At 46.2% G+C, this 15,255-nt stretch carries 17 protein-coding genes; 7 read left to right on the forward strand and 10 right to left on the reverse strand.

Annotated features, from left to right (window positions below):
- Positions 1 to 2 precede the first annotated feature (2 nt).
- The 10 genes from Q0140_RS02585 to Q0140_RS02630 form a co-directional block, all read right to left on the reverse strand.
- Positions 3 to 758, reverse strand: a complete 756-nt coding sequence (locus Q0140_RS02585) for a Jag N-terminal domain-containing protein (RefSeq protein WP_297961504.1) — start codon at positions 756 to 758, stop codon at positions 3 to 5.
- A complete protein-coding gene (gene yidC / locus Q0140_RS02590) occupies positions 755 to 2,398 on the reverse strand; it encodes a membrane protein insertase YidC (RefSeq protein WP_297961507.1) in 1,644 nt (547 codons plus the stop codon). The genes Q0140_RS02585 and yidC overlap by 4 nt, the downstream gene beginning before the upstream one ends.
- The gene (gene yidD / locus Q0140_RS02595; protein WP_297961509.1) at positions 2,388 to 2,741 is read right to left on the reverse strand and encodes a membrane protein insertion efficiency factor YidD; all 354 of its coding nucleotides are present in this window, start codon (positions 2,739 to 2,741) and stop codon (positions 2,388 to 2,390) included. The genes yidC and yidD overlap by 11 nt, the downstream gene beginning before the upstream one ends.
- Positions 2,738 to 3,073: a ribonuclease P protein component gene (gene rnpA, locus Q0140_RS02600; RefSeq protein ID WP_314442401.1), complete on the reverse strand. Its 336-nt coding sequence runs from the start codon at positions 3,071 to 3,073 to the stop codon at positions 2,738 to 2,740. The genes yidD and rnpA overlap by 4 nt, the downstream gene beginning before the upstream one ends.
- A complete protein-coding gene (gene rpmH, locus Q0140_RS02605; protein ID WP_005873223.1) occupies positions 3,061 to 3,195 on the reverse strand; it encodes a 50S ribosomal protein L34 in 135 nt (44 codons plus the stop codon). Before rpmH ends, rnpA begins: the two co-directional genes overlap by 13 nt.
- Before the next feature lie 75 nt (positions 3,196 to 3,270).
- Positions 3,271 to 3,624: a hypothetical protein gene (locus tag Q0140_RS02610; protein ID WP_297961512.1), complete on the reverse strand. Its 354-nt coding sequence runs from the start codon at positions 3,622 to 3,624 to the stop codon at positions 3,271 to 3,273.
- Complete coding sequence (locus tag Q0140_RS02615) at positions 3,621 to 4,979, reverse strand: TolC family protein (protein WP_005873225.1); 1,359 nt, start codon at positions 4,977 to 4,979, stop codon at positions 3,621 to 3,623. The genes Q0140_RS02610 and Q0140_RS02615 overlap by 4 nt, the downstream gene beginning before the upstream one ends.
- A 13-nt stretch (positions 4,980 to 4,992) precedes the next feature.
- Positions 4,993 to 6,921: a MacB family efflux pump subunit gene (locus tag Q0140_RS02620; protein ID WP_297961515.1), complete on the reverse strand. Its 1,929-nt coding sequence runs from the start codon at positions 6,919 to 6,921 to the stop codon at positions 4,993 to 4,995.
- A 21-nt stretch (positions 6,922 to 6,942) separates the two neighbouring features.
- Entirely contained in the window at positions 6,943 to 8,127 is a 1,185-nt protein-coding gene (locus Q0140_RS02625; protein WP_297943311.1) for an efflux RND transporter periplasmic adaptor subunit, read from the reverse strand.
- Between the two features lie 64 nt (positions 8,128 to 8,191).
- Complete coding sequence (locus Q0140_RS02630) at positions 8,192 to 9,061, reverse strand: EamA family transporter (protein ID WP_297961519.1); 870 nt, start codon at positions 9,059 to 9,061, stop codon at positions 8,192 to 8,194.
- Between the two features lie 150 nt (positions 9,062 to 9,211).
- Here Q0140_RS02630 and glmU point away from each other — a divergent pair, with 150 nt between their 5' ends.
- The 7 genes from glmU to Q0140_RS02665 all read left to right on the forward strand — a co-directional run.
- Positions 9,212 to 10,513, forward strand: a complete 1,302-nt coding sequence (gene glmU, locus Q0140_RS02635) for a bifunctional UDP-N-acetylglucosamine diphosphorylase/glucosamine-1-phosphate N-acetyltransferase GlmU (protein WP_297961522.1) — start codon at positions 9,212 to 9,214, stop codon at positions 10,511 to 10,513.
- Positions 10,506 to 11,687: a bifunctional phosphopantothenoylcysteine decarboxylase/phosphopantothenate--cysteine ligase CoaBC gene (gene coaBC / locus Q0140_RS02640; protein WP_297961525.1), complete on the forward strand. Its 1,182-nt coding sequence runs from the start codon at positions 10,506 to 10,508 to the stop codon at positions 11,685 to 11,687. Before glmU ends, coaBC begins: the two co-directional genes overlap by 8 nt.
- Before the next feature lie 3 nt (positions 11,688 to 11,690).
- Complete coding sequence (uppS, locus tag Q0140_RS02645) at positions 11,691 to 12,368, forward strand: polyprenyl diphosphate synthase (protein WP_297881135.1); 678 nt, start codon at positions 11,691 to 11,693, stop codon at positions 12,366 to 12,368.
- Positions 12,369 to 12,686: 318 nt separating this feature from the next.
- The gene (locus Q0140_RS02650; protein ID WP_297961528.1) at positions 12,687 to 13,112 is read left to right on the forward strand and encodes a hypothetical protein; all 426 of its coding nucleotides are present in this window, start codon (positions 12,687 to 12,689) and stop codon (positions 13,110 to 13,112) included.
- Between the two features lie 65 nt (positions 13,113 to 13,177).
- Positions 13,178 to 13,933 (forward strand): A24 family peptidase, encoded by a 756-nt coding sequence (locus tag Q0140_RS02655; RefSeq protein WP_297961531.1) that lies wholly within the window; start codon positions 13,178 to 13,180, stop codon positions 13,931 to 13,933.
- Positions 13,926 to 14,957 (forward strand): LptF/LptG family permease, encoded by a 1,032-nt coding sequence (locus tag Q0140_RS02660; protein ID WP_177387932.1) that lies wholly within the window; start codon positions 13,926 to 13,928, stop codon positions 14,955 to 14,957. Before Q0140_RS02655 ends, Q0140_RS02660 begins: the two co-directional genes overlap by 8 nt.
- Positions 14,941 to 15,255, forward strand: a 315-nt coding sequence (locus Q0140_RS02665) for a hypothetical protein (protein WP_297961534.1), incomplete at its 3' end; no start/stop codon positions are given. The genes Q0140_RS02660 and Q0140_RS02665, both read left to right, overlap by 17 nt.

Genomic DNA, 15,255 nt, shown 5'->3' on the forward strand with positions numbered 1-15,255 from the left:
GATTAGCTTTTTTCGTCTACGATGACGATTTTGCCGCTACGCGTGGATTTGATGCCCACGAAACGATCCGGATATGCTTGTTTTAGCTTGTCGGCTACGATTTTGATAAATGCGCCATCAAAAGCCTTCGTGACGATACGCTCATTTCCGGAGCGTTCCACGAGCGCATTTACATAAGAATCGATAAATCGTTCTTGATTTTGTAAAAATTCCGCGATTTCAAAAACCACAGCAAGATCATATCTGATGCTGATCCAGTTGTAAATCATATACGAAAGTGCCTTGTAGCGGTGTCCTTCTTTGCCTATCAAAAGCGCGCTATCCTCGCCTTGCAGCTTGATATAGACGGTATTTTCGTCGATTTTGCTAACATCGCTAACTTCGATATTAAACTCGCTTGATCTAAAAAGTGCAGATAGCTTCTCTTTGATATCGGATAAAATTTCATCCGTCACAACGCCCTTTTGCTTTTCTTTGCGATGTTTAGAATGCGTGGCGCGAGGACTTTGAGACTCTGATTTGTCGCCCTGCTTTTTCTCTGCTTTGCCGGTTTTGTTTTGAGAGGCGCTAAATTCCGGATTTTCACTAAATTTTTCCCCTTCGAGAACCGCTTCTATAATGGCATTTTTCTTAAAAAGGCCCAAAAATCCGCCGCTTGGATGCTGCAGCACGCGCACGTTAAGCTGCGTTACCGAGCATCCAAGCTCAGCTGCTGCTTTATTATATGCGTCTTTTAAATTTTCTGCTTCAATTATCATGATTTTTTCTCCGCTATTTGAGCTTGTTTATGCCTAGCAAAGGCTTTATTAATGACGTATTGCTGGATAATGGAGCAGAAGTTATTGACCGTCCAGTATAGCGTAAGACCCGCAGGAAACATTACGAAAAATACCGTAAAAATAAGAGGCAAGAATTTCATCATCTTCTCTTGCATCGGATCGGTAAATGTAGTCGGCGTAATCTTTTGCTGCAAAAACATCAAAATTCCCATCGTAATCGGCAGGATGTAATATGGATCTTTAAGTGACAGATCGTGGATCCACAGCGCCCACTCCGCACCCTTTAGCTCGATCGCATTAAGTAGCACGCGGTAGATCGCGAAAAATACCGGTATCTGAAGCAGTATTGGCAAGCAGCCGCCCATTGGATTGGCGCCGTTTTTCTTATACAGATCCATCATATGCATCTGCAGCTTCTGCTTATCGTCCTTGTATTTCTCCTGAAGCTCCTTCATCTTAGGTGCCAGATCTTTTAGCTTATTCATCGATAGCATTCCCTTGTAACTTAGCGGGAATAAGATTAGGCGGATGATGAGCGTAAGCACTACGATCGACCAACCCCAGTTACCGATATAGCCGTGCAACCAGTTTAGAAATTTAAACATCGGGCGGGCGATGAAGGTAAACCAGCCGTATTCGATAATGTGCGTAAGAGCAGGATTTATCGAGCTTAGCGTCGCGTGATCTTTCGCGCCGATATAGCCTGTAAGACTAAGATCGCCGTCCGAGCTTATGAAAACCTGCGAAATTTTATCTGCGTCAGTCACGGTCACATTCAAGCTTTCTCCGTAAAATAGCGTCGTATAATAACGATCCGAGCTCGCAGCGATATTTGCGCCACTTATTCGCTCGTTTTTATCCACGTCGCCATCTTTAAAAATTTCTACGCTTTCGTTTATAGCCTGCGAGCCCGTAAAAAATGAAGCGATTTTATCTGAAATTCCAGCGTCGCCCGGTTTTCCTACAATGACGCCGTGAACCGTATAGCTATCTACTTCTACGTTCGGGCGCGAGCCAGGGCTGATAAAATAACGCGCATTGCCGCTTAACTTCAGATCCAATTTATAACTACCATTTGGATAAAAGGTAAGAATTTTATTTATGCTAACGGCGCCTAAACTTTGACTTAACGTAACGCTAGCCTCTCCATTTCGTGCGTCAAGCTCGTTAGATGAGGCGCTGTAAGGAGTATCGAAAGCCATCGCATTCAACGCCGCGTCCTCGAAGCGCATCTCAAGCGGTTTAGAATGTGATTTAGGATCGATCAAATTTATCGCATCGCCGTTTTCGTCACGGAATTTCGCATCGTTTAGTATATACGAGCTTATGCGACCGAGCCCGTCGATCGTAAAATTTGCTTCTTTTCCGACTACGCGTACTAACGGTGCAAAGATGGAATTTGTGGTATTTAAATTCGCTCCCTGCGCGCTCACGCCAGCGGCGGTAGTTTGCGGAGCGGACTTGGCGGCATTTTTTTGCGCGATTTGCGCCGCGGTTGCGTTTGCCTCCATAGCGGCGCGAATTTTTGATAAATAAAAATGATCGTAAGCTACGAAAAATATGAGCGCAATTGCTATTGCGATAGCAAGGCGCTTTGATTGAGGAAGTTTATCTAGCACTATTTTCTCCTAGTCGTATGACGTAATATCTATTTTTTTTATATGGTATAAACCAAAGCTTAAATTTCTCCGCGCGCGCGTTAAAGCCGCCTTCGCAGGTTTTTGAAAATACGCAAAATTTGAAATTTCGCGCGATTATCGGATAATCTATGCCGCCGCTAAAGAGCGGATTGCATCTTAAAATTCTAGCCGTTACGGCGCAGAGCGCGCCAAAGACGCCGTTAAACTTAAACTCATAAAGCGCGTATTCCGAACAGCTCGGATAATAACGGCAACAGCGCGGTAGCAAAGGCGAAATAAATTTTCGATAAAACCCGATCGCGGCTATAAAAAATCTCTTCATTTTACTGCGCCGATCTTTTTAAACGCCCATTTTAAATTTCGCTCAATGTCTTCAAAGCTCATATCTATGATCCGCTTTTTTGCGATTAATATAAAAATTCCGCTAACAATGGCGTCTTTTTGATTATAAAATGCGGCGCGCAAACGTCTTTTAGCGTAATTTCGCGTAACTGAATTGCCTATTTTTTTACTGGCGACTGCGCTAAATTTACGCTCTTCGCTAGCTAAAAAATACACGACAGCGCATTCGCAATGCCACTTTGCCGCACTTTTATAAACCTCCGAAAAAACCCTGCTATCGCTTATCGCAGCAAATTCGCCTACGCAGCCAATCTTCTTCTGCCTTTAGCGCGTCTTGCACTTAAAACTCTGCGACCGTTTTTTGTTTTCATACGGACGCGAAAGCCGTGAGTGCGCTTTTTAGGGGTATTGTGAGGTTGGTACGTTCTTTTCATAACTGTTCCTTTAAGAAAATGTAAAGCGGAGATTTTATAGAAACTTTACTTAAAAACCGATAAACAAAAGCAGCCCTAGCGCCGATAAGCGTCGCCTTGCAGCTTTTTACGGCGCAGTTTTAAGTCCTTCTCATTTTTATTGTTTCGCTCCTTGATATCTTGCATCGGCTGTTTTTTCATCGAAAAATCATCGTGGTCGCCTAGGCCTTTTGATTCACGTTGCAAATTATTTTGCAGGCTTTGCCTATCTAGTTCATTTTTTTGACGATTTAGCAGAATTTCACTATGGTTTTTCTCAAATTCTGATTGTTTATCGTTCGCAACGTAAGCGCTGGCGCTAAGGCTTACTGCACCATCTTGCGCACTTAGTACCATAGAATCAGCAAATATCGCGCCACAAAGCAGCCAAAATATCAAAGCCTTTTTCATTTGCGTTTAAATTTACCTGCCATCGCGCGATAGATCGCCGCCTCGTTTTGAAGCGTCAAATATCTTTGATTTAGCTCGTTTATCTTGGCATTTACGGCGTCGGTGCGGGCTTCTAGCATATCCTTCAGCTCACTTGAGCCAGCTTCGTATTTCGCGGCGTAAAGATCGGCAATACGCGCCTTTTCGTCATAAGCGGCACTTAAATTTTTAAGGCTAGCCAGATTGATCTGATAAATTCTATATAAATTTAGCACCTCATTCGTAGCGTTAGAGAGCGTCTGTTCGTAATTTACGACGTTTTTACGAAAAGCGATCTCCGAAATTTTAAGGCGGTTTTCAACCCTCGCATAATCCAAAAACGGCAGACTTATGCTTACGTTGCCACTTAAAAAATTTAGCTTGAAGCTATCATTAGCGCTCACGCCTTGCCCATTAGTAAGCCCTGCACCTAAATTTACGCTAGGAAAAAAATTTAACTTAGCGGTCTGTTCGTCGTAAAAACTGGAATTTAACCTAGCGATCGCGGCTCTAATGTCGGGGCGGTTAGCAAGCGCCGTGTAAGGCACATTTAGATCAACGCCTTGGAATTCTATGGAATTTATCGAATCTGTGTTATCATCAAATTGCAAGCTGGAGGAGATGAGATTTCTCATATATTTATGATTATCCTCAATATTTTTTTGAATGCTTAATACCTTGTTTTCAAGCCCTAGAATAGAATTTTGAATCTGCCTGTAATCTAGCTGTTCGGACTTGCCGTAATCATATTTTGCCTTGATTATCTTTTCGATCTCTCGGTAATCGCTTAAATTCTGTTTTGTCCATTTTAGGGAATCGTTTAAATAAAGCATTTCGAAGTAGCCGCTTACGACAGAATTTATAAGAGTCAGGCGAGTATTTTCAAGGTCAAACTCGCTGGCTTTAGCGTTCCAGCCCTCGGCATTTACCGCCGAGCGGATCTTGCCGAAAAGATCAAGCTCATAGCTTACGTTAAAACCAGAGCTATAGGTTTTGTTCCAATTCGAGCCGGTGCTTATGTCGCGATTAGCGCCCGCACTCCACGAGCTACTTAGCGTAGGAAAAAGATCAGCCCTGCTTAGCCCTAAATTTGCATAAGCACTCTCAACGTTTAAAGCCGCTGTTTTTAGATCGTAGTTATTCGCAAGGGCTTGATCTACAAGCTTATTTAGATATGATTCGCCATATTTTTTATACCACAGCGTATCGATTTCATAGCTTGCATTTTCGTCCTTGAAATGCTCTACAGGTTTAAATTCGACCTCACTTTGATTTGAGGCACAACCGCCGATAAAAACAGCTAAAACGCCGCTTAAAATTACTTTGGAATTTATCATTTTCTCTCCTTGATTATTCTTGTGCTAAAGCATCTATCGGATTTAATCTGCTGGCGTTTCTTGCCGGCAGATAGCCGAAAATTATACCGATCGCGGACGACGCTGCAAAGGCGATCACGAAAGGCGCGGTAGTAAATTTCATCGCAAAATCTGGGCTTATGGTATTAAATGCAAATCCAAGCGCCAAAGCGATTAAAATTCCTAAAGCTCCGCCCAGCGAGCAAAGCAAGATCGCCTCTATCAAAAACTGCTGCAAAATGTTGGATTGCTTCGCGCCGATCGCCATCCTGATGCCGATCTCGCGCGTGCGCTCGGTGACGCTTACGAGCATGATATTCATCACGCCGATGCCGCCGACGACGAGCGAGATAACCGCAATCGATGAGATCAAAATCGTCATCGTGCCGGTAGTGCTTTGTATTGTTTGTTTGATAGTATCTGCGTTCATCGTATGAAAATCCCGCGAGCCGTGTCTTTGGATAAGTAGCTGAGTTAGGCTCTCTTCGGCCACTTGAGTATTGACATCGTCTTTTATTTTGATGGTGATAGAGCTGATTTTTCGATTGCCCGTGATTTTATTCATCACAGTTGAGTACGGCGCGTAAATTCTTAAATTTTCGTTGCTTCCGAAGGCGTTTTTATCCTTGCCCGAAACTCCTATGATCTTAAGTGGCTTACCCGAAAATAAAATCGTCTTGCCGATAGGATCGGTGTTTTTGAAAAATGTTTTTTTGGTGTTGGGATCGATAATCGCGACAGAGGCAGAATTTTTAATATCATCGTCGCTAAAATTTCTACCATCTTCTATATCTATGCCATTAACCGCCAAAGAATTCACGCCACCACCGCGCAGTTGAGCCTTGGAGCTTAAATTCGCATAGGTTGCCGTACCGCTTGCAGAAGCATTTGGTGTAGCGTAATCGACGTAGGGCTGGCGCGCCAAAACTTTAGAATCGCTTATCGTAAGGGTGCTCACGAAGCCCGCCCGCACATCGCCGAAATTTTTGCCGGGATAGATATTTATCGTATTGGTGCCGATAGCGCGGATCTGAGATATGATTCTTTCTTGTGAGCCGTTACCGAGGGCAACGACGCAGATAACCGAGGCGATGCCGATGATGATACCAAGCATCGTCAAAATCGATCTTAGTTTATGCGAAAATATCGCGCTAATCGACATTTTAAAGCTCTCTATGAGTTGATCTTTGCAAAATATAAAGGAATTTTTCGTTTTAATCTCCTCTTTTTTGCGCTCAAAAACCCGTTCCGCCTTTCTTTTATCGCTTAAAATTCTGCCGTCTTTGATCTCGATGATACGATCCGCAAATTCCGCGATATGCGCATCGTGCGTAACTATGATGATGGTGTGACCCTCTTTGTGCAGCGCCGTTAAAATTTGCATCACCGTCTCGCCGCTTTTGCTATCAAGCGCGCCGGTAGGCTCATCCGCCAAAATCACTTCGCCGCCGTTTATCAGAGCGCGGGCGATACTTACGCGCTGCTGTTGCCCGCCGCTAAGCTTGCTCGGTAAATTTTTGGTGCGATCGCCAAGCTCCAGCTTATCCAAAAGCTCCACCGCTCGTTTCGTCCGTTCGCTCGCCCCTACGCCCGCATACACCGCAGGCAGCGAGACGTTTGCGGTAGCATCCATCGTGGCGATGAGATTGTATTTTTGAAAGACGAAGCCGAATTTTTTGCTTCTAAGCGCCGCAAGCTCATCGCCGCTTAAATTCGCGGTCTCGCGACCATCGATCTTGTAGCTTCCGCTGCTTGGCGTATCGATGCAGCCGATTATATTCATCAGCGTCGATTTTCCGCTTCCGGATTGCCCGATTATCGATATAAACTCGCCCGCTTCGATATTTAAACTTACGTCCTTTAGTACGTGGATTTCGTTATCGCCGAGAATGAATTTTTTGTTTATATCTTTAAGCTCTAGCATCTTTACACCATAAAATTTTAACTAAAACACCATCGGAGGCCCGTCCATATTTAACGGCGCGGCTTTTCCGTCGGCGATGAGTACCTCATCTTTTTCATCAAGCCCGCTTAAAATTTCGGTATTCAGATCGTCGCTGATGCCCGTTTTTACGTATCGCTGCTCGGGCTCTTTGCCGTTAAGCACCGTGACGTAATCGCCTCCCCCGTCGCGCTTAATGACGGAGGTAGGCAGGTAGCTCGTATTATTCGCTTCGCTTACAATTATGTTATTTTCGGTCGTCATTCCGATCTTTAAAAAATCGTTTTCGTTATCCACGAGCATCTTTGCGTAAAAATAGATCGCGCTGTCGCTGCTGCTCGAAGAATAGGACGAACCGCTAGAGGTTTTATCGTACGTCCCGTCGCTAAGCGTGGTAAGACCCGGATCGATCTTGTAAATTTTAGCCTTTTTGATATTATCCAGATCCGATAGTATGGAGTATTCTACGTCCATTCCAACCTTTACTTTGGATATATCACCCTCTGCTATCTGCATCTTGATCTCCATCTTGCTTAGATCGGCGATCTTTACGATCGTAGGCGTAGTTTGGTTGGAATTTACCGTCTTGCCCTCCTCTACCGGCATCGAAACGATCGTGCCGCTTATCGGAGCCGTGATTTTGGTGTAGCCGAAATTCGTCTCCGCGGTGCTTAGCTGAAGTTTGGTCTGCTCGATCTGCGCCTCGATCTGCTTCTGCTCGGCCTCTTTTAAAGCGGCGCTATTTTTGGCGTTTTCCACAGCCTCTTTGGAAGCGGCGTTTCTTTTATACAGCTCAAGCTCGCGGTTATACTGCGTTTTGGCGTTTGCCGCGGCGATCTTTGCCGAAGCTAAATTTGCTTCGTGGATTAGAAGCTGCGCCTTTTGCTGCGCGATCTCGTTTTCTTGAGTGACCGAGTCGATCTGTGCGATCATATCGCCCTTTTGAACCTTATCGCCTACTTTGACGTAGAGCTTTTTGATCTGACCGCTTACCTGCGCGCCCACGTCTACCAAATCCCTGGCGTAAACCTCCCCCGCAGCCGTCACCGTGCCTCTAATATCACCCTTTTCAAGCTTTGTGGTAAGGGCTTTCGGCGCCTCTTCTTGCTTAAAAAATTTACCGTATAAGAAATATATCGCAATAAAGATAAGTACGATAGAGACGATAAATTTCAAGGTTTTTTTCATTTTGCCAACTTCAAATAAAATAAGGGCTAATTCTAATGTAAAAATATAAAATTTTAGTTAAATACTAAATTCTTTGCTCGCGCAGGGCGTAAAATTTCATAATCTTTTTATGTAAAATTAGCGAAACATAAATCAGCGCCGAGCCCACAAGTAGGCGCGCCAGATCGGCATCCTTTTGCCAAAATACCAAATTTACGACGATCGCTGCGGGGATGAGCGCGTTATTCATAATCGCAAGCACGCCGCTATCGACTTCGCACGCGCCTTTGTTCCACAAAAAATACCCTAAAGCGCTGGCTACCGTGCCCAGATACACGATCACTGCGCCTTGCGAGAAGCTGGGATTAAATTTAGAAAAATCCCCAAGCACGATCGCGGCAATCGCCGTAACCGCGGTAGCTCCGACGAAAAAATAGCCGAAAAGCTCCTTCTGCTCGCTAAAACCGTGGCGCTCCAGCATAAATTTATACGCGCTCTGCCCGAGCCCGAAGCATAAATTTGCGCCTTGTACGAGCAAAAAGCCCGTCAAAAACTCGGAATTTATCGCGCCGAATTTGATCACCAAAGCCCCAAGCACCGCGACTGCGACGCTGAAAAGATATAGCGCGCGAAATCTAAGCTTAAGCGCATCGTAAAGTAGCGTCACGTAAAACGGAGTAAATATCGTAAAAAGCGCCACCTCATAGACCTTCAAATACGCAAAGCTGCGGTAGTAGAAGATATACATCACGCCGATCTGTACGGCGCCCACGGCACAAATTTTAAGCGCCAGGGCGGGATTTACGCCGCGAAATTTCATAAACGGCAAAAAACAAATTAGCGCCAATGATACGCGCGAAAATGCCAAATACGCGCTGTCTATGCCGCGCAAAAACTCGCCTATCAGCGAGAAACTAAAAGCCCAAATACAAGTAACCAAAATCAGTTTTTTCAAAACGTCCGCCTAAGCTTTAAAATTTAGGCGGAATTTTATAAAATTTTAGTTGAATTTGGGATTTAAATTTCGCCCGCGCGGCATAAATTTAGGTTTTTATTTATTTTAAATGTGTTAAAATTATCCGATTTTTGAAATTTAAGGGTAAAAATGAACGACGTTTCGGTTATAGTTCTTGCCGCAGGACTCGGCACTCGGATGAAGTCGCAAAAAGCTAAAGTTCTTTTCGAGCTTTGCGGCGAGCCGATGATAATCCACATCTTAAAGAAAGCTTACGAAATTTCAAACGACGTGAGCGTGATTTTACACTATCAATTCGACGAGGTTAAAAGCGCGGTTCTAGCGCAGTTCCCAAACGCTAAAATTTACAAACAAGATCACGAGCATTTCCCCGGCACTGCGGGCGGACTAAAAGAGGTCGAAATCAGCGGAGCCAAAACGCTCATAATCTGCGGCGATATGCCTTTGGTAAAAAGCGCCGAGCTTCGCAAACTCTGCGAGGGGGACGCGGAAGTAAATTTAAGCGTTTTTAGCGCACGCGATCCATTCGGATACGGTCGCGTAATTACTCGCGGCGGCGAAATTTTAAAGATCGTCGAGCAAAAGGACGCAAACGAGGAAGAAAAGGCGGTAAAAGACGCAAACGCCGGCTGCTACTGCTTCAAAAGCGAGGCATTGAAACAAATTCTGCCGCAGATCAAACCAGATAACGCGCAAAAAGAATACTACCTCACGGATGCAATCAAAATCGCCAAAGATATGGGCTTAAAATGCGCCGCCGTGTGGGTGGACGAGCAAAGCTTCATGGGCATAAACGATAAGCTCGCCCTCAGCATCGCCGAAAATTTAATGCAAAACGAGATCAAAGAAAATCTGATGAAGCAAGGCGTTTTGATGCGCCTACCGCAAAGCATCTACATCGATAGCAGAGCGAAATTTATCGGCGAATGCGAGCTGCAAGAAAACGTAAGCATCATCGGTCCTTGCGTGATCGAAAGCTCGCTCATCAAAAGCGGCTGCGTCATCGAAGATAGCGTCGTAAAAAACTCCGACATCGGTCCGATGGCGCATCTGCGCCCAAAATGCGAAGTTATAGGCACTCATATCGGAAATTTCGTCGAGCTTAAAAACGCGAAAGTAAACAAGATCAAGGCGGGGCATTTAAGCTATCTTGGGGATTGCGAGATCGATGAGGGCAGCAATATCGGCTGCGGCACGATTACGTGCAACTACGACGGCAAGAAAAAATACAAAACAATAATCGGCAAAAATGTCTTCATCGGCTCGGATACGCAGCTAGTAGCGCCCGTGCGGATAGCCGACGACGTCATAATCGCTGCGGGCACGACGGTTACGAGCGACGTTCCGAGCGGCGCGCTGGCGATCAGCCGAAGCAAACAAATCAACAAAGATGGGTTTTTCCATAAATTTTTTAGGAGCGAAGATGAGTAAGAAAAAGGTTTTACTGGCGGTTTGCGGGAGTATCAGTTTTTACAAAGCGTTTGAAATTTTATCCGCTCTGAAAAAGTCGAATTTCGACGTCTATGTCGCGCTTAGCGACGGCGTGCAGGAGTTTGTCAGCTACAAGGCATTCGAGGCGCTGTGCGATCACCCCGTGCTTTGCAAAGCCAACGAGAACTGGCAGGCGGGCATCAACCACATCGCTTATTCTAAGGTGGATTTGGTTTTGATCGCGCCTGCAACGGCAAATACAATAAACAAGCTCGCGTGGGGCGTCTGCGACAACGTATTTTTAGAGGTGCTAAACGCGGCTTTTGCCCACGTCAAAGTAGTCATCGCGCCGGCCGCAAATCCCGCGCTACTTGAAAACAACATCACGAAAAACTGCATCGATATGCTAAAAGCGAGCGTCAATGCGTATTTTGTGGATCCGATAGAAAAAACCCTAGCTTGTGGCGATACCGGCAAGGGCGGGCTAGCGAGCACCGAGGCGATCATGCAGACGCTAAAGCGCGCGCTTTACAACGATAAATTTTGGGAGGATAAAACCGTCATCATCACCGGAGGCGCGACGATCGAAAAGATCGATAGCGTGCGCGGCATTACGAATTTCTCCAGCGGTAAAACCTCCAAAGCGATTGCCGACGCGCTGTTTTATCTGGGTGCAGACGTGACGCTGATCTCTAGCAACGAATATGAAAATTTACCGTACAAGCTCGTTAAATTTGAAAGCACTATCGGGCTAAAATCGGCGCTTGACAGCACAAAATTCCCCGACGGCGCATATTTGATAATGGCTGCCGCGGTAAGCGATTATTCGCCGAAAGTGCGCTATAAAGACAAAGTGAAAAAAGCGGAGATCGGCGAAATTTGGAATTTACGCCTGGGCGAAAACGAGGATATCTTAAGCTCCGTGCGCGGAAATATCAAAAAAGTGGGCTTTAAACTCGAAACCGACCGCGAAAACGCCGTCGGCGAGGCCAAACGCATGCTTAACGAAAAGCATCTCGACGCCGTCTGCCTAAACGTGCTGGACGACATCATTAGGCTCGGCGGCGACGTCCTTAAGGTCACCTTTATCACGAAAAACGATCAGGTCGTAATCGACACCGCGCCGAAGGACGAAGTCGCCCTAAAAATCGCGGCTGAGCTGAAAAAAATCTGATCCGTGAATAGCCTAAATCATCTAGCCCTCGTGATGGACGGCAACGGGCGCTGGGCGAAAAAGCGCGGTCTGCTGCGCACCGGCGGGCACGAAGCAGGCGCGGAGGTTGTGGAGCAGATCTGCGAGTTTTGCATCGACGAAGGCATCGCAAACCTCACGCTCTACGCCTTTAGCACCGAAAATTGGAAGCGCCCGAAAAGCGAAGTGGAATTTTTGATGAAACTGCTTCAAAAATTCCTAATTTCGCGCCGCGAAAAATTTACCCAAAACGGGATAAAATTCTATCCGATCGGCGACATATCGGCTTTTGAGGGCGATCTGCGAAGCGAGATCGAATATCTTTCAAATTTAACTCAAAATGGGCGGGCACTAAATTTTAACCTAGCGATCAACTACGGCTCGCGAGACGAGATCGTGCGAGCGTGCGAGCGGCTGCTTGCAAGCGGCGAGCGACTAAGCGAAGCGGGCATCGGCGCGCATCTGGATACCGCGCACAGCGGCGACGTGGATCTGCTGGTGCGTACGGGTGGCGAGCAGCGGCTGTCGAATTTCTTACTCTGGCAGGCAAGCTACGCCGAGCTTGCGTTTACGCCGACGCTGTGGCCGGATTTCACGCGCGAGGAGCTTGCGCGCATAGTGGATGATTTCCGTCGCAAACAACGCCGCTTCGGCGGTCTTTAAGCTGCGGCGCAGTCGCTCTAACGGTCGCTTTAAATTTTAAAATTTTAATTTGCAGAGCCGCATGCAACGCAGTAAATTTTAAAATTTAATCGCGGACGCTCGCGATACCATAGAAATTTTAAAATTTCAGGATTTTAATTTGCAGCGTCATAAAATTTAAAATTTTAACTATGTAAGCGCGCGACGCCATAGAAATTTTAAATTTCGCCCTTTTAAATTTAAAGCCCTAGCGCGAGCCGTGTTGCGCGGCGCGGTAAATTTACGCGGCAGAATTTTAAAATCACGCCGCCCGTTCACGCAAGGACCGAAAGGAAGGCCATGAGCTACTACATACAATGTGGTTGCGGCAAAAAGCTTACCAAAAAGCCGATGAAAACTCTAAGATGCCCAAGATGCGGCAGCGTGTATAAAAAACCAAAGAAATTTATACTGGCGGTCTACATTTGCCTGCTTGTGTTTTTTGTGCTAGCATTTGCTTTCATCCCCGATAAAATGGGGATTTTGGCATCCGCAGGCAGCGGGATAGGCGCATATATTATGTTTTTATGGATCGTAGATACTTTGAACTTCGATCTTTTGGACGCCGTGATATTGGTGGCGGGATTTTTGATTTTCGGCGGATTATATGAGGCATGGGGCGAGCCGCTAATCGCCGGGCTCATAGCCATTTTATTTTGCGTAGGCACGGCGGCGATTTTCGTAAAATTTTTCCCTTACGAGAGGCAAAAAATCAATGAAAACTAAGAAATTTCTCGCTACCATAAAGCGTTTGATTAAATTTTAAAAAGTTAAAGTTCCAAAGGAAAAAGATGGATTTAAATATCGTTTACGGCGTGATTTTTGCGGTATTCGGCACCTGCGTAGGCTCGTTTTGCAACGTCCTGATCTACCGCCTGCCGCGCGGACAGAGCGTAAATTTCCCCGCATCGCACTGCCCAAAATGCTCTCACGCTTTAAAATTTTACCACAACATTCCGCTGCTTTCGTGGCTCTTTTTGGGCGGCAAATGCGCCTTTTGCAAAACCAAAATTTCGATCCGCTACCCGATCGTCGAGCTTTTAGGCGGCGCGCTTGCGCTTGCGGCGTATTTCGGCGAGCCCGATCTTGCAAAAGCCGCGGTGCTTGGGCTTTGCTTTATCTTGCTTATGGCGCTTTCGGCGATCGATTTTGAGTACAAAGCCGTACCGGAGAGCCTTCTTTACGTAGTTACGGCGCTTTCGCTTGCTTATACGCTGATGTATGATTTTAATCTCAGCGGCGTAGGCGCGGCGGCGGGATACGCGGCGATATTTTTCGTGCTACGCCTCATCGTCACCTTCGTGCTAAAGCGCGAAGCGATGGGCAGCGCGGATATTTTTATCGCGGGCGTTATGGGGGCGATTTTGGGCTGGAAGCTGGGCGGCATCTCGATCTACATCGGCGCGATTTTGACGCTGCCTGCGTATCTCATCGCGCACAAAAGAGGCTATGAGCTGCCGTTCGTGCCGTTTTTATCGATGGGGCTGCTTCTTACTTTTATTTTTAGAGATCAAATTTTAAGGCTCTTGGACGTCATTTATGGATAGGGTGCAGCGCTATTTATTTAGCAATTTCGTTAGTTCCTTCGCGTCGCTTTTCAGCACGCTTTTTATCATAATGTCGATCGTATTTTTCCTTCAGATCGCGCGCATTACGTCCTTTATCGAGATAAATTTTTCAGAGCTCGTAAAGCTCTATCTTTTCATGCTGCCGCGCATACTCATATTTACGGTGCCGATCGCGTTTTTCGTAGCGCTTAGCATCTCGCTTTTTAGGCTCTCTAAAGAGAACGAAACCATAGTAATATTTACCATCGGCTACGCCACGCGCAAGATCGCGCTATTTTTCGGCATAAGCGCCGCGCTGTGCTCTTTGGCGCTGCTTTTCGTATCGCTTTTTATGATGCCGATAGCCGAAAATTTAAAGGACAATTTCATTGATTACAAAAAGATCAGCGCGACGCTAAATATCAAATCCAACGAATTCGGGCAGAAATTTTCCGACTGGCTCGTTTTTATCGATTCGCAGGAAAACAACGGCACAAGCACGCTGTATAAGGATCTCGTGCTGTATAATCCGGGCAACTCGCAGGATCACGAGCGGATGATCGTAGCGCGCAGCGGCGAGTTTAAAAACGAAAACGCGAGCTTTTCCGCGATGCTGCACGACGGCAAAATTTACACGATGGGCGGCGAGCAGTGGCACGTAAGCGAGTTTGAAAGCCTAACTCTGCGCACGCAAAGCGACCGCAATATCCGCGGCGGAGGCGGCGTGATCGGATACTGGAGCGATATGAGCGGCAGCGAAAAGCGCAGGAAGGAATTTAGCATCTACACCCTCGTCTCGCTCTTTCCGCTGGCGAGCTTTCTGTTTGCGCTAAGCCTCGGCATCGTGACCTATCGCTACGAAAAGGGCTTCGTTTACGCGGGGATCTTCGGCGTGCTTTTTAGCTACTTTGCGATGATCATGCTGCTCTCTAAATACCCAAGCATCGCGCTTCCCGTGACATTTGGCGTTACGCTTATCGGCTCGCTGCTTTACTACAGGATCAAAATTGCCCCGAGATACTGAAAAAGACTCCAAGCTTTGCCGCGGCGAAATTTTAAATAAAAGCTCGTCCGCTCGAAATTTAGCGGATAAAATTTCGACGAGCAAGTCTAGCGCGTCTAAAATTTTGCGTGGCGTAAATTTAAAACGCGAAGCGCAAAACGGCGAGCAGGTTTTGATCTTAAACGACGAGTTTTCAAATTTTAAAAATTCTGCTCTCGCAAGCTCGGCGAGCAATACGGCTACCTATACTGCGCCCGATTGCAGTTTGAATCACGAAAGCGCCGAGCAAAGCTCTAGCGCCGTTTGTGCCAAAAAGGCT

Origin of the sequence: uncultured Campylobacter sp. (genome assembly GCF_938045405.1) — a bacterium.
GTDB lineage: Bacteria > Campylobacterota > Campylobacteria > Campylobacterales > Campylobacteraceae > Campylobacter_B.

Excerpts from the sequence above, each read along its gene's own strand:
- rpmH (WP_005873223.1), bottom strand. The coding sequence starts at position 3,195 with ATGAAAAGAACGTACCAACCTCACAATACCCCTAAAAAGCGCACTCAC.
- Q0140_RS02660 (WP_177387932.1), top strand. The coding sequence starts at position 13,926 with ATGGATAGGGTGCAGCGCTATTTATTTAGCAATTTCGTTAGTTCCTTC.
- Q0140_RS02585 (WP_297961504.1), bottom strand. The coding sequence starts at position 758 with ATGATAATTGAAGCAGAAAATTTAAAAGACGCATATAATAAAGCAGCA.
- Q0140_RS02650 (WP_297961528.1), top strand. The coding sequence starts at position 12,687 with ATGAGCTACTACATACAATGTGGTTGCGGCAAAAAGCTTACCAAAAAG.
- Q0140_RS02615 (WP_005873225.1), bottom strand. The coding sequence starts at position 4,979 with ATGATAAATTCCAAAGTAATTTTAAGCGGCGTTTTAGCTGTTTTTATC.
- coaBC (WP_297961525.1), top strand. The coding sequence starts at position 10,506 with ATGAGTAAGAAAAAGGTTTTACTGGCGGTTTGCGGGAGTATCAGTTTT.
- Q0140_RS02655 (WP_297961531.1), top strand. The coding sequence starts at position 13,178 with ATGGATTTAAATATCGTTTACGGCGTGATTTTTGCGGTATTCGGCACC.
- Q0140_RS02620 (WP_297961515.1), bottom strand. The coding sequence starts at position 6,921 with ATGCTAGAGCTTAAAGATATAAACAAAAAATTCATTCTCGGCGATAAC.
- Q0140_RS02610 (WP_297961512.1), bottom strand. The coding sequence starts at position 3,624 with ATGAAAAAGGCTTTGATATTTTGGCTGCTTTGTGGCGCGATATTTGCT.
- yidD (WP_297961509.1), bottom strand. The coding sequence starts at position 2,741 with ATGAAGAGATTTTTTATAGCCGCGATCGGGTTTTATCGAAAATTTATT.
- Q0140_RS02625 (WP_297943311.1), bottom strand. The coding sequence starts at position 8,127 with ATGAAAAAAACCTTGAAATTTATCGTCTCTATCGTACTTATCTTTATT.
- glmU (WP_297961522.1), top strand. The coding sequence starts at position 9,212 with ATGAACGACGTTTCGGTTATAGTTCTTGCCGCAGGACTCGGCACTCGG.